Origin of the sequence: Bifidobacterium sp. B4111, assembly GCF_026537235.1 — a bacterium.
Classification (GTDB): domain Bacteria; phylum Actinomycetota; class Actinomycetes; order Actinomycetales; family Bifidobacteriaceae; genus Bombiscardovia.
Genome location: NZ_JAFNMO010000001.1, coordinates 202,639 through 216,427 on the forward strand (window position 1 = coordinate 202,639; position 13,789 = coordinate 216,427).

Sequence of the window (13,789 nt, forward strand, 5' to 3'; positions counted from 1 at the left end):
CAACTGAAGCCGTGCTTGAGTAGACTGGTGTGGACAATTCAGGTAATTTGGTCTGGGGTCCTCTTTGCGTTATGGTGTTGCCCTGTGATGGTTCGTGATACGGCACGAAAGTCGCGTCGGAACATAAACGGGAGTGATTCTAGATGAAGCATGCTGCGCACAGGGCTTCGGCCAGGCGAGGCGCAGGTGTCGGCAGTTCGCCGACCAGTCGATCGGTGAACGTAACCCAGGAGGCCGGCATTCAGGGCATTGATGATGCCTTGGCGGCTAAGCTCAACGAAGTAGCCCCTCGAACCCGTCGCTCCATTCGTCTGGCGGCTAAGGCCTCAGCCCGTCGCTCCCGTATCATGACTGGTTCGGCCCTGACAGTTTTGGTCGGTGCAGCTGCTTCCTCAATGGCCGTTAGCCAGGCTCGGAGTGACTGGTCCCTGTCTTTGGCAGACAGCGTCGCCATCAATTTGGTCACTCCCACATCCTCCGATGGCTCCTCCAGCGTAAATGGTGGTGCAAGGGTCTCTCGTTCCGACTACCGTCAGCCCCTGTCGACGGCCTCACAACGCAACGAGGGCAGTTGGGACCTGGGCGAGTCTGCGCTCGATACTGAGCAGATGTCCAAATCCTCGGCAAACAACCCGGTCGTGGCGGCGCTGATGGATGCCAACCGATCGGTCCTGCCGACAGGGTTTAATCCAAATCACGCCACTGGCGATGTGGGCAATGCCTATGAGTTCAGCCAATGCACTTGGTGGGCCTATGTCCGTCGTCATCAGCTGGGTCTGCCGGTAGGTTCTCACATGGGCAATGCCAAGGATTGGTCGGGTTCTGCCCGTGTCCTAGGCTACTGGGTGGACGACACGCCGCGCAACGTCGGCGATATCGTGGTCTTCCAGGCTAGCCAGGAGGGTTCCGATTCCACCTACGGCCATGTGGCTATTGTTGAGAAGATCAATTCCGATGGCTCAATTGTCACCTCCGAGTGCGGTGCCGTGATGAATGGGAAGACTTACTCTCGCACCCTGACCAACGTGCACGCTCTGCTCTATATCCATTACTGATCCTTGGTTGCGCGGATTATGCTCCCCAAAGTTAATCCCTGTTCCCAACACGTGATAGAATAATGTACGATGATAAATACACGCAAGTATGTGAGCATGATGGCAGCGGCTACTATCTGTGGCACGCTCTTCATCGGTATACCCGTCGCGGCTCAGGCGAGCGACGGCAGTGAAGCCGCAGTCACTTCGTCGCGTTCATTCACCCCCGGCAGCAAAGTGCGTGCCGACCTGCTTACCGAGTCGACTGCCACTATTGTCGAAAAGGATAGCCACTGGGGTGGCATTGAGTCATTAAACGTTCCCACCACCAAATCACAGGCTGAGAAGGATGCTGAAGCCAAAGCCCAGCAGGCCCAGGTGGCGGCCAGCCAGCGTCAGGCCACGCAAGTCAGTCGTTCAGCTGCTCGTGGCGGTGCTGCTGATCGGATCTCTGACGTTCCGGCCACCGGTACGGGTGCGAATGTGGTCAACTACGCTCTTCAATTCCAAGGGATTCCCTATGTGTACGGAGGAACCGATCCTGCCAGAGGCTTCGATTGCTCAGGATTCACCCAGTATGTGTTTGCCCACTTTGGCATTGGTCTGCCTCGCATAGCTGCCGATCAGGGTTCAATGGGCGTGCCGGTCACAGATCCGGCCCCTGGCGATCTGATGGTGGCTCCTGACGGTAGCCATGTCGGGATCTATGTCGGTGGTGGACGCATGATTCATGCCCCGGCTCCCGGCCAGAGCGTTATGGTTCAGGAGGTCTACCAGACTTTCAACTATCGACGTCTGGTCTGAGGTATAGTTTTAATGCAGTAATAACGCCCCCTTGTGGGGCGTTTTGCATATTCAGAGTCGAGGTTCCTCGCGTGTTGGCCTTTGCGAACTTATTGATCTGGTCTGCATGCGATATTCTGACAGAAGGAGCGATGTCGGTTTGTCATCGTCTAGTTTAAAGGAGGTCGTCGGATGAGCAACGACAAGGCTGTTCTGGTAGGCGTTGATGGCTCGGACGCCAGCTACAAAGCGGCGTGGTGGGCTGCCAACTACGCTAAGCATGCAGGGTTGACCCTGCAAATCGTCTGCGCCTATTCCCTTCCCTCGTATGCGGCTGTTTCTTTCGACGCGACATACACCACCATGGGAGACGACGTGGCGGCTCACAACGATGCACAGGAGATTCTCTCCAAGGCTAAGGCCATCGCTGACGAGCAGGGTGTCAGTGCAGCCACGCTAATCGTGACGGGGGATCCCTCATCGGTCTTCGTGGAGCTGAGCCGCAATTACCGGCTGATTGTCATAGGCAACCGGGGCAAGGGCGGCCTGGCTGAGCGTCTACTGGGAACCACCAGCTCCAGCCTGCCAGCCTATGCTTACTGTCCTATTGTGGTCGTCCCCTATACCGATGACGACGGCAATCTGATGCATTTGAGCAACGACATCAAGCGGGTTGCTGTGGGCTCCGACGAGTCCAAGTGGGGTCTTAAGGCCTTGCAGATCGCCGCCGCCTTCGCCGATAGCTGGAATGCTGAACTGGATGTCATGTCGGCAGTACCCAATATTTCCGGACTGACTGGCACAGGTTCGGCTGAGGAGCGCAGCGTAATGGATTCTTACCTGGATGACCTCAATACCCGAATCGCCCCGCTCATGAAGACTTATCCGGATTTGCGCATCAACAAGACTGTGGTGCCAGGGTCGGCTGTGGAGGCTCTGACCCAGGCTAGCAAAACCCATGACGTGGTCGTAGTCGGCTCACGTGGCCGCGGCGGCTTCACCGGACTTCTGTTGGGATCGACCAGCCAGGGGCTCTTGCAGCATGCCGTAAGCCCCGTCTACGTAGTACCGCGCAAGTACGTAGAGGCCGAGGAGTCCGGGCTCAAGGCTGCAGCTGACGCTGCCGAAACCACCGATGTTACTGAGATCACCGGCGTGGAGCGAGTCTCTGTGGATTCGGCCAAGCCCGAGCAGCTGGCTGACCTGGAGTCGACCATCGATCCCGAACACGAGGAATAGAGGCAAGTCAATCCGAAAAAAGCGATGACAAAGGGCGGGAATCTCCGAAGTTCCGTGAACCTGGGAGTCCCCGCCCCTTTGCCGCTATCAGGTCAGTGGCGGACCTTGACGGAGATCCTGACTGGGGTCTCCCGCTGATAAGTGTGCGCCACCGTGCAGGACTTGGCGATATGCCGGCGGACTCGCTCCTCCAGCTTGTCTGCATCATCCTGGGCCAGCCTGGCCGAAGTGGCATCGACGTCCACCTGCTCGTCGAAGCTCAGGTAGGCGTCATCGTCGGCGTCATAGGTGCCGTCCACCGCGATTTTCGCCCCCTTGTCCTTGCCCAGGGCGCTCTCCACAGCAAATTGGCTGGAAAGGGCTCCGCAGGCGGCCAGAGCGATCTTCATCAGATCGCCCGGGTTGAATTGGCCCTCGCCCTTGCCGAAGGTGATGTGGGCCCCATTGTCGCCATAGGCGTTCCAGGTGCCGTCCTTGTCGCGTTCGACCCAAAGTCTTTTGCCCATCTGTTCCTCCTTGTCCGGCACCCGGCCGGGTGCGTCATCCTGATCCGAGCCTGTGGCCGGACCTGCTCCTCCAATCTAACCCAGACTGTGTGTTTCGTCACTGGGGCACGCTCAGCTGACCGAGGACTTGATAGTATGGCCGCATGGCCTTGACTTCCGAAGAACTGCAGCATATTCGTACACGCATCCCCGAGCGTCCCGTCTCGGACATCCCCACCCCTTATGAGGACCTGATGCGCACTGTCCTGCGGGAGGGCACTCTGAAGTCCGACAGGACGGGCACCGGGACCATATCCTTGTTCGGGCGGCAGATGCGATTCGATCTGTCCCGTTCCTTCCCGCTGATCACCACCAAGAAGGTCTACTTCCGGGGCATCGCTTACGAGTTGCTTTGGTTCCTCAAGGGGTCGCAGAACGTGCGCTGGTTGCAGGAGAACCGCGTGCATATCTGGGACGAGTGGGCCGATCCGGAAACCGGCGATCTGGGCCCGGTCTATGGGGTCCAGTGGCGCAGCTGGCCTGCCCCGACGCTCGAGGACCCCCATCACACCATTGACCAGATCGCCAAGGTGCTGGATCTGATCCGGGCTCACCCGGACTCCCGCCGAATGATCGTCACTGCTTGGAATCCAGCCCAGGTTGACAGCATGGCCCTGCCTCCCTGCCATGCGCTCTTCCAGTTCTATGTGGCCAATGGTAGGCTGAGTTGCCAGCTCTACCAGCGCTCCTGCGACATGTTCCTAGGCGTGCCTTTCAACATCGCCTCCTACGCCCTGCTGACCCTAATGATGGCTCAGCAGGCAGGTCTTGAGCCTGGGGAGTTCGTCTGGACCGGCGGCGACTGCCACATCTACGACAACCATGTGGAGCAGGTTCTGGAGCAGCTGTCGCGCAAGCCCTATCCCTATCCGATCATGCGCATCCGCAAGGCCGATTCCATCTTCTCCTATCAGTACGAGGACTTCGAAGTGGTGGATTATCAATGCCACCCCGCCATCAAGGCCCCAGTGGCGGTCTGATGGCGCGTTGAGCCGAATACGAGCACCGTCGGATCAGAAGATTAGAATGTATTCGTATATCTACTCACTATGAGGAGTGAACGCAACAGATGGAGCATGACAATAGTCGAAGCGGCTATCACGAACCCGAGCCCGGTCAGGCCGGGCTTCTAGGCGATGAGGAATGGCGGCATCAGGAAGAAGAGATAGGCCACCGCTCATCGGTCAATATGATCTGGGCGCAGGCGCGGGCCACTGACGGCAGGCGCGGCGCCATCGGCTACCACAATGCGCTGCCTTGGCATCTGAGCGAGGACATGAGGCACTTCAAGGAGCTGACCGTATCCCATCCGGTCATCATGGGACGGCGGACCTGGACCTCCATGGGGGAGCGGCCCCTGCCCAAGAGGGACAACATCATTCTGTCCAGTGACCCAGGGTTCCATGCAGCAGGTGCCACCGTGGTATCTGCGGCCGACGATGCTCTGGAGCTGGCCAGGCAGGAAGCCATTCCCGACGATGGGATGGATCGCAGTGAAATCTGGATCATCGGCGGCGCGGGGGTCTTCAGCACCTTCTTTCCGATGGCAGATGCGGCCTACGTGACCGACCTGGATCTGCGGACTCCAGCTGACGTCTTTGTGCCTGATATGGAGGAGCTGGTCAGCAAGCGGTTCTGGCAGGTGCGTGATAAGACCCAGTGGATGACCCCTGCCAAACCAGACCAGGCGGCGGCCATCCGGAGGTTCCGGTACATCACCTATGGGAAGGTGCGTTAATGGGCCAGAATTCTGAAGGGAAGGCCTCGCAGGGTCCCTACAACGTCATGACTGTCTGCACCGGCAATATCTGCCGGTCACCTATGGCTGAGGTCATCCTGCGAAAGTTCTTCCAAAATCGCGGACTGGATGAGGACCAGGTCAGAGTGGAATCCAGCGGGGTCAGCGACGAGGAGTTCGGCAACCCTATAGATCGGCGTGCCCAGAAGGTTCTGCGCGAACGTGGTTATGAGGTGCCGACCGACCACTTCGCCCACCGGATCACCCGGGAGGAGGCCGAAGACGCGGACCTGCTGCTGCCCATGACGGCCGACCATATGCGCGCCCTGCTGCGTCTGCTGCCCTCAGGCAAGCGATCCGCTGTTCACCTGTACCGCAGCTTCGACCCGGAGCTGCCCAAGCCAGCGCCGGGCCGGGAGAGCCAAATCGACCTGGTGGATCCCTGGTACGGAGGCCCGCATGAGTTCGAGGTGGCCATCGATCAGATTGAGCACACGGCGCCCTACATCGTCGACTGGGTGGCCAGACAGTTGTCCTGAACGATAGATGCATGAAATAGGCCTATAGGAACTAAACGCGTTGTTTTAGGTTCTGTGTGTGGGTTTGGTTGTGTGTTGGTCAGAGTGTGGTGTTGGGGTATCTGACTGGTGTGTGGAACTCGTTCCAGTTGATGGCGGTGCCGTAGTGTTCGGGCTCGTCCTGTTCCTGTCTGGTTTCCCGTTTGGGTGCTGGTTGTGGCTGGTGGTGTTCGTCCCTGATCAGGCTGGCGGGGTCGGGGTTGTCGGTTTTCATGTAGCAGTGCCATTCGCAGGCGCGTCCCATGTGGCTCTCGGGTAGGCCGTGGTGTTGCAGGAGGGTGCGTTTGATGGGTGGGTTGACTCCTCCTTCCAGCCGGTTGGTGGTGCGTTCCACTGGCCCGCCGGCGGTGAGTTCGGGTTCCAGGAAGGCGAAGAGCTGCCTGTCTTGGAAGAGGTGTTCGAGCCTGCGGTAGCAGCGGCGGAGTTCCTGGTGGGTCCACCACCAGGATTGGTGGCTGGCTTTGGGGTTGGCTGGGTCGTCCTTGGCCATGGTGCGTTCGTCGATGAGGGTTTTCCATCTTTCGTGCCAGGCGTTCAAGGCCTCACCCCAACGCACCGCTTCCTCGATGGTATGGACCCGGGTGGGCTGGTCGGAGAGTCGCTTGAGTTCCTTGCCGGCCTGAAGTCGTGGTTTGAGTGTCGGGTCGGTTTTGGTGTTGCGTTGCACGTGCACCAGGCGGCGTTGGATGCGCGTGCCCGGCCAGCAGGCATGGCAGGCTTTCTGCACGCCGCGAAGGCCGTCGGTGATGAGCACGTCGGGCCCGGGGATGCGGGAGGACAGGGCCGTGTAGGCCGCCGTGTTCTCCTGATGGCACCACTGCCGGTCGATGACCTGGCCCGTCTGCCCGTCGATCGCTATCAGGAGGCACCAGCCGTGTGCCATATACGTGCCGTCGGCCATGAGCGTGTGATGGACCACCCCGTCCGGTGTGATTGCCGGCTTGATGTTCCATCACCAGCCGACCCGTTTACGCCAGGCCCTGGCGCCCATGGCCCCCATCTGTTCCCGGGTCCTGCCCGTCAGCAGCCGGTCCGGGAACTCCCTCAACTGCGCGGCGCGGGCCCGGTCCTGCCTGCGCGCGGTGGACGTGATCGAGCAGGACGGACACATCCAGCGCTGCGTGCCTGATCTGTTGCGCCCATGCCTGCGCATCCGCCCATGGCATATGGGGCAATGCCTGGCCCTCTTCGATCTGGTTCTCATTCCCCAATCGAACAGGAACGGGCACCCCTGCAAGACCCCTATTAACAACCCGACCTATTAACAACCACCCAACACGCTTACAGCCACAAGGCCAAACCCCCAACATAAACAACGCGTTTAGTTCCTATAGCCCATGAAATATCAATTAAGCCCCTAGATTCCTTAAGAATCTCAGGGGCTTAATGGCTGGTGGCTCCGAGCGGGATCGAACCGTTGACCTAGCGATTTTCAGTCGCTCGCTCTACCAACTGAGCTACAGAGCCATGAACAGTCGAAAAGACCCGGAAAAACCGGGTCAGACCGTTCCCAGCGACTCCGGCCGGACTTGAACCGGTGACCTCCGCCGTGACAGGGCGGCGCTCTAACCAACTGAGCTACGGAGCCGAGGCTGCTTGAACAGCCAAGAGGAAAGTTTACATGAGCGCCGGGGGAATGCAAGCCCCGGCGCGTCGCTGCCTAGTCCTGCTGCTGCCAGCCATCGGTGTCGATGTGGTGGGCAGGGTTGGCCTGCCAGGCCTTCCAGGCCGATTCGACAATCTCTTCGACGCCGTACTTGGCATGCCAGCCCATCTCGGTGTTGATCCGGGTGGGGTCGCCGATCAGGTGCGGCGGGTCGCCGGCACGGCGGGGCTTGATGGCCTCGGTGAAGGGCAGACCTGTCACTTTCTTGACTTCTTCCACGATTTGGCGAACGGATGTGCCCTGGCCGGTGCCCACGTTGAAGGCGTCATAGCGGCGCTGGTCGCGGTCCAGGTAGTCCAGGGCGGCGATGTGGGCGTCGGCCAGGTCGGAGACGTGGATGTAGTCGCGCACGCAGGTGCCGTCGGGGGTGGGGTAGTCGTCGCCGAAGATGGCGGGTGCCTTGCCCTGCCGCAGCCTGTCGAAGAGCATGGGAATCAGGTTGAGGACAGCCGGGTCCTCCAGACTGACCGGTCCGCAGCCGGCCACGTTGAAGTAGCGCAGGGCGCAGAAGCGGATGCCGTAAGGCTGCTCGCAGGCCCGGGCCATCCACTCGCCGACCAGCTTGGTCTGGCCGTAGGGGTTGATGGGGACCATGGGCTGCACATCCTCGGGGACCACGTCGACCGGAGGCTCGCCGTAGGTTGCTGCCGAGCTGGAGAAGACCAGCTTCTTGGCATCGGTCTTTGCCATGGCCGACAGGACGTTGATCATACCGTTCAGGTTCTGCCGGTAGTACCAGATGGGCTTCTCCACCGACTCGCCCACCTGCTTGCGGGCTGCGAAGTGGATGACCGAGTCGACCCTGTTCTCCTTGATGATCTCAGCCAGACGCTGGTCGGCCCCCGGTGCGGCCACGTCGGCGCCGTAGAGACGGGCATCGCCGATCCGGCTGGGCTTGCCATAACTCAGGTCATCGACCACGACGACCTCCTTGCCGGCCTCCTGCAGGGCGTGGACCACATGGGCGCCGATGTATCCGCAGCCGCCTGTAACCAAAACTGACATCTGTATGCCTTTCCTGTCGAAAACCGGACGAAAGGGCTTGTTCGGTTTTGCAATCTTTTGTTGTTTTTTGTTCTAGATTGAGTATATCACGGGCACATGTGACTCCTGTGCCCGCTTGTATCCGCTTTCTAGGATATATATGAGCTGTGATGAGTGCAGAAAGACAGAGCAAGGCCCCCATGAGGTCCATCGTCTCCTATGTGAGGCGGTCCGAGAAGCTGAACGACCGGCTGGCGAGGGCTTGGGCTCGGTATTCTTCCAAATACCTGCTCGATTTGGGCCAGGCTGAGGGTTCGTTGACGGTTGCGGAGAATCTGCGTTGTGATGCAGCAATGATCAGGTCGGTCTGGGGACGGGATGCGCCGCTGATCGTCGAGATCGGATCGGGCCAGGGGGAGAACGTCGTGGCCAGCGCCCGGGAGCACCCCGATCTGAACTATCTGGCCCTGGAGGTCTATCAGCCAGGGTTGGCTCATACCATGCTGATGGCCGGTAAATCCGACCTGGATAATCTGCGTCTTGCCCAGGTCAACGCACCGGACCTTCTGGCCCGGATGGATCCTGGGCTGATCAAGGAAGTCTGGACCTTCTTTCCCGACCCCTGGCCCAAAATGAAGCACCACAAGCGTCGTCTGGTCCAGCCGGCTCTGGCTGGAGATCTGGCGAAGTGCTTGGTGCCAGGCGGCATCTGGCGAATCGCAACCGACATCGAGGATTACGCCCTGCACGTGCATGAGGTGATGGATGGCAATCCAAAATTCAGAAACCTGGGCACTCTGCGAGTCAGTCTGCCCACCCAGCATGTCGGCAAGGGGACGGCTGATCAGGCCGAATCCCTGCCTCATGCCATGTTCATGGAGTCGGGGCGGTTCGACGGCAGAATCATAACCAACTTCGAGCGCAAGGGGATCCAGGCCGGCCGGGTCATTCACGACATGACTTATCAGGTTTCGGCAGGCTGACTATAGAGTCGCGCACAAATAGGATATGTGTCTGGTCCTTGGAGGTATGAAGCGAGGGAGGCCCCGATGGTCAAGAGGATAGTGGCGGGAATGCTGGCACATGTCGATGCCGGCAAGACCACGCTCTCGGAGGCCATGCTCTATCGGGGAGGGGGAATTCGCCGTCTGGGCAGGGTGGACCATGGCGATGCCTATCTGGACACCTACGAATTGGAGCGGCAGCGGGGCATCACCATCTTCTCCAAACCAGCCCGGCTGGCCTATCGCGATGTTGATCTGACCCTCATCGATACACCCGGCCATGTGGATTTCTCAGCCGAGATGGAGCGGGTTCTGTCAGTCTTGGATTATGCTCTTCTGGTCGTCGATGCAACTGCTGGGTTGGAAGGGTATGTCGATACGCTCTGGCGGCTTCTGGCACGCTATGGGGTACCCACCTTCATTTTCGTCAACAAGTTGGATGCCCCTGGATCTGATGCCACACGCATCCTTGAAAGCTGCAAGCAGCGCTGGTCCCCGGGCTGCTTCGATTTGAGCAGTGGACTCGAGCATGGCGATATGGAGGATGTGGCCCTGCTCGACGAGGATGTTATGGATGAGTACCTCAAGACCGAGGGCATATCGGATGAGAGCCTGGCACGGCTGGTCGCCGACCGCCGTCTCTTCCCCTGTTTCCTAGGGTCTGCCCTGCGCCTGGACGGGGTCGACGCCCTCCTGGAGGGGCTGGAACGGTACACCCTTTCCCCTGTGTACGGCAAAAAGTTCGGCGCAAGAGTGTTTAAGGTATCGCATGATGACAAGGGTGTCAGGTTGACCTGGCTGAAGGTGACTGGTGGCGATCTGCCGGTCAAATCTTCTTTGGCCACCGAACTCAGCCATGGAGATGAAGGCTGCAAACAATCGGGTCCTGTTGAGGAGACGTATGGGGCAGCCGCCGACCTGAGGAAGAACGGGCACGTTGAGACCCTGGAGACGGTTGATCAGCTTCGTGTCTATTCGGGAGCTTCCTATACGTTGACGGACTGCGCCCAGGCCGGAAGGATAGTGGCGGCGACAGGTCTTGACCTGACACGTCCGGGTCAGGGGCTTGGGTTCGAGCAGAAGGACCTGACTCCTGTGCTGGAGCCGGTGCTGTCCTATGCAGTGGAGGCTGAGGGGGCGGACCCGCACCACTTGCTGAGCGCCTTGCGCATTCTGGAGGATGAAGATCCCCTACTGCATGTGGCTTGGCAGGAACGGCTCCAGGAGATCCACCTGCGTATCATGGGCCAGGTTCAGTTGGAGGTGATTCAGGGGGAGCTGGATCGACGGTTCGGCATGCAGGTCTCCTTCAGGCAGGGCGGGATCCTATACAGGGAGACCATCGCGGCACCAATTGAAGGGGTTGGGCATTTTGAGCCCCTCCGACATTATGCCGAAGTGCACCTGCTCATGGAGCCCACGGAGCCGGGCAGCGGTCTCAGTTTTGCGTCGACCTGCAGCCTGGACCGCCTCGACGGGAACTGGCAGCGGCTCATCATGACCCATCTGGCCGAGAAGGAGCATCTGGGGGTTCTGACGGGATCCCCCATCACCGATATGCGCATCACCCTGCTGGACGGCCGCGGGCATATCAAGCACACCGAAGGCGGGGACTTCCGCCAGGCCACCTACCGGGCCGTCCGACAGGGGCTGATGAAAGCCAGCAATATCCTGCTGGAGCCCTGGTACCATTTCAGGCTCGCCCTTCCACAGGAGAATCTGGGCAGGGCCATGTCGGACATCTACCGGATGAAGGGCAGCTTCTCGGGTCCGCAGACAGACGGGGATATTGTCGAACTGGAGGGGGATGCTCCGGTATCACAGATGCGTGATTATGCCATCGAAGTCAGCACCTACACTCATGGACGTGGACATTTGGCCTGTTTCTTCAACGGGTATCGTACCTGCCGGGACCAGGATGCCGTTGTGGATTCCATCGGGTACGATCCCGAGTCCGACCTGGAGAACACCGCTGATTCGGTCTTCTGCGCCCACGGAGCAGGATACCCGGTCAAATGGAACAAGGTGGAGGACTTCATGCATTTGCCCGGCGGCCAGTACAGCTGAAACACGGCTTTGAGATTTGCGCTTGACCATCCCCGGCATCGAGCGGTAGGGGAAAGATCATTCTGGGCGATCTGCCATTGTTGGTTGATGATCCACATAGAATGACGGACATGATTGATCATCTGACGCTGAAGGTTCGGGGCATCCAGGCCTCCATCGATTTCTATAGCAAAGCCCTGGCTCCGTTGGGGTACGTGGCCAAGGCCCACCATGAGCCCACCATTGGATTCGGTGCAGAGGATGATGGGGCCCACTCGGACTTTTATCTGACGCCGCGCGGGGACAAGACTGGCTCGCCGGTGACCCACATAGCCTTCAGGGCCGCTGATGCTGCAACTGTGGATGCCTTCTACAGGGAGGCGCTCGCTGCCGGTGGCCGCGACAATGGTGCTCCAGGGCTGCGGGATTATCATGCCAAGTACTATTCGGCCTTCGTCTTGGATCCGGACGGGAACAATGTCGAAGCAGTGGTGGACTGGTCAGGGGTCCAGGGGTGACTGCGTCAGTCCACATACGAGATCATGTCGGCATCTGGGCGGCTGGGAAAGCCTAGGATGACCGGTATGACCTATACAGCCGCATTCGACGTGGGGACCACGCAGGTCAAGGCCGTTCTTGTGGATGACCAGGGTTCCGCCAGGGTGTGCGCGTCCAGCGGCCTTCTGCCGATTGACGCGGGTGACGGGCGTATCGAACAGAATCCTGAGGATTGGCTGCAGGTCTTTATCGAGGTGTCACGTGACCTTTTGGCCAGAGCCGGGCGGAGCATCGAGCACTTCAAGAGCGACCAGATAACCGGTATCATCATGAGCGGGCAGATGCAGGACCTGATTGCTCTGGATGCGCAGGGACAGCCCGTCGGGCCAGCAATCCTATACGCGGACGGCAGAGCCGAGGAAGAGTCTGCCGAGCTGGCTGAAGCTTATGGGGCTGAGTCCTTCCGCGCTCGAGTGGGGAACCCGTGCGATGGGTCCCTGCCTGTAGCCAAGCTGATATGGATGTCCAGACATCAGCCAGACCGGTATACGCAGGTTCGCCATGTGCTCATCGATGCCAAGGATTATCTGATTTGGTGGTTGACCGGTGTCTACTGCGGCGATGTGACGGCCTGTTCGACGGCAGGTGCCATGGATCTGCGCTCGCGGACGTGGAGAAGGGACATCCTGGATGCATCGGGCGTGGATGCCGCAATCTTCCCGGAGCTCTATTGGCCATGGGAGAGCGTTGGCGTCAGTAGGCCGGGCGCATCCGCTGCCACGGGGTTTGCTCCGGGAACCACAGTCTATGCGGGAATGGGGGATGCTGGGGCATCCACCTTGGCCGGCGGGGTATTCCATCCTGGTCAGTTCAATATCAACCTGGGCACGTCCGGGTGGATCGCCACAGTGACAGACCGGGCTGTAGCTGACCGCCCTGGAATGGTCAATCTGGCCTATCTGAACACTGACAGCATCATCAATACGGTGCCTTTCCTCAATGCCGGCAATGTGCATGCTTGGGCTACCGGGGTCTTTGCAGGGGGCAGCCCGACCGAGGCCGACGACGACCACTATCGGCGCATGGGGCACTTGCTGGAATCCAGTCCAGCAGGAGCGCGCGGTGTGATTTGCCTGCCCTATCTGGTGGGGGAGCGCTTCCCGATGATGAATCCTTCGATTCGTGGAGCTTATGTCGGCATTTCTTCCGAGACTGCGGCAAGCGACCTTGCCCGAGCGGCGCTGGAGGGCGTGTCCTATTCGATTCGCCAGGGGCTTGACCTGCTGGGCACGCCTATCGAACGTGTCACCCTGATTGGTGGCGGCACCCATGAGCCCCTGTGGTGCCGGATGCTGGCGGATATCCTTGACGCGCCCATTCGGGTGCTTGATAATGCCCACCTCATGCCAGCAGCGGCCTTGGCTGAGCTGGTCTCTGTCGGCAAACAGACAGGCTCGTCTTCCCGGCCCGATCTGCAGACCTTGGAAAAGATGGTGGAAGCGAACCTTGTTGGACGGGTCTATGCACCCGATGACGCAAACCGCCATGTGTATGATGACGGTTACAACCGGTTCCGACGGTTATATCCGGTTTTGGATTCCCTCCGGTAAGCGCCCATCAGTTGCAGTCATCGCTCATGACTGGCCAGGACGATTCGGGCTGGCCTAATGATGG

Annotated in this window: 12 protein-coding genes, 2 tRNA genes and 1 pseudogene; 10 read left to right on the plus strand and 5 right to left on the minus strand. The window is 59.7% G+C overall.

What is annotated here, in order from left to right:
* The first annotated feature begins 143 nt into the window (after positions 1–143).
* From J3T93_RS00945 to J3T93_RS00955, 3 genes are all read left to right on the plus strand, one after another.
* Positions 144–1,055: a CHAP domain-containing protein gene (locus J3T93_RS00945; protein ID WP_267430185.1), complete on the plus strand. Its 912-nt coding sequence runs from the start codon at positions 144–146 to the stop codon at positions 1,053–1,055.
* Between the two features lie 69 nt (positions 1,056–1,124).
* A complete protein-coding gene (locus J3T93_RS00950; protein WP_267430186.1) occupies positions 1,125–1,838 on the plus strand; it encodes a C40 family peptidase in 714 nt (237 codons plus the stop codon).
* Positions 1,839–2,009: 171 nt separating this feature from the next.
* Positions 2,010–3,056 carry a universal stress protein gene (locus J3T93_RS00955; protein WP_267430187.1) on the plus strand — a complete coding sequence of 349 codons (1,047 nt, stop codon included), beginning with the start codon at positions 2,010–2,012 and terminating at the stop codon, positions 3,054–3,056.
* Positions 3,057–3,148: 92 nt separating this feature from the next.
* Here J3T93_RS00955 and J3T93_RS00960 read toward each other — a convergent pair whose 3' ends face one another.
* On the minus strand, positions 3,149–3,562 hold the full coding sequence (locus J3T93_RS00960; protein WP_267430188.1) for an OsmC family protein: 414 nt from the start codon (positions 3,560–3,562) through the stop codon (positions 3,149–3,151).
* A gap of 143 nt (positions 3,563–3,705) precedes the next feature.
* On the opposite strand from J3T93_RS00960, the gene J3T93_RS00965 reads away from it, so the two are divergent.
* The 3 genes from J3T93_RS00965 (at position 3,706) to J3T93_RS00975 (ending at position 5,878) form a co-directional block, all read left to right on the plus strand.
* Positions 3,706–4,581: a thymidylate synthase gene (locus tag J3T93_RS00965; protein WP_267430189.1), complete on the plus strand. Its 876-nt coding sequence runs from the start codon at positions 3,706–3,708 to the stop codon at positions 4,579–4,581.
* 89 nt (positions 4,582–4,670) lie between these two features.
* The gene (locus J3T93_RS00970; RefSeq protein ID WP_267430190.1) at positions 4,671–5,339 is read left to right on the plus strand and encodes a dihydrofolate reductase; all 669 of its coding nucleotides are present in this window, start codon (positions 4,671–4,673) and stop codon (positions 5,337–5,339) included.
* Positions 5,339–5,878: a low molecular weight protein-tyrosine-phosphatase gene (locus J3T93_RS00975; RefSeq protein WP_267430191.1), complete on the plus strand. Its 540-nt coding sequence runs from the start codon at positions 5,339–5,341 to the stop codon at positions 5,876–5,878. Before J3T93_RS00970 ends, J3T93_RS00975 begins: the two co-directional genes overlap by 1 nt.
* A 79-nt stretch (positions 5,879–5,957) precedes the next feature.
* Here the strand turns inward: J3T93_RS00975 and J3T93_RS00980 are convergent.
* From J3T93_RS00980 to galE, 4 genes and pseudogenes are all read right to left on the minus strand, one after another.
* Positions 5,958–7,121, minus strand: a pseudogene (locus tag J3T93_RS00980) (IS1249 family transposase).
* 187 nt (positions 7,122–7,308) lie between these two features.
* Positions 7,309–7,384, minus strand: a tRNA-Phe gene (locus J3T93_RS00985).
* A 47-nt stretch (positions 7,385–7,431) separates the two neighbouring features.
* Positions 7,432–7,505 (minus strand) — tRNA-Asp (locus J3T93_RS00990).
* Between the two features lie 72 nt (positions 7,506–7,577).
* Positions 7,578–8,588 (minus strand): UDP-glucose 4-epimerase GalE, encoded by a 1,011-nt coding sequence (gene galE / locus J3T93_RS00995; RefSeq protein ID WP_267430192.1) that lies wholly within the window; start codon positions 8,586–8,588, stop codon positions 7,578–7,580.
* 149 nt (positions 8,589–8,737) lie between these two features.
* Here galE and trmB point away from each other — a divergent pair, with 149 nt between their 5' ends.
* From trmB to J3T93_RS01015, 4 genes are all read left to right on the plus strand, one after another.
* A complete protein-coding gene (gene trmB / locus J3T93_RS01000) occupies positions 8,738–9,550 on the plus strand; it encodes a tRNA (guanosine(46)-N7)-methyltransferase TrmB (protein ID WP_267430193.1) in 813 nt (270 codons plus the stop codon).
* Positions 9,551–9,616: 66 nt separating this feature from the next.
* The gene (locus J3T93_RS01005; RefSeq protein ID WP_267430194.1) at positions 9,617–11,638 is read left to right on the plus strand and encodes an elongation factor G; all 2,022 of its coding nucleotides are present in this window, start codon (positions 9,617–9,619) and stop codon (positions 11,636–11,638) included.
* A 110-nt stretch (positions 11,639–11,748) separates the two neighbouring features.
* Entirely contained in the window at positions 11,749–12,135 is a 387-nt protein-coding gene (locus J3T93_RS01010; protein WP_267430195.1) for a VOC family protein, read from the plus strand.
* Between the two features lie 57 nt (positions 12,136–12,192).
* Complete coding sequence (locus J3T93_RS01015; RefSeq protein WP_267430196.1) at positions 12,193–13,725, plus strand: xylulokinase; 1,533 nt, start codon at positions 12,193–12,195, stop codon at positions 13,723–13,725.
* The last annotated feature ends 64 nt before the right edge of the window (positions 13,726–13,789 follow it).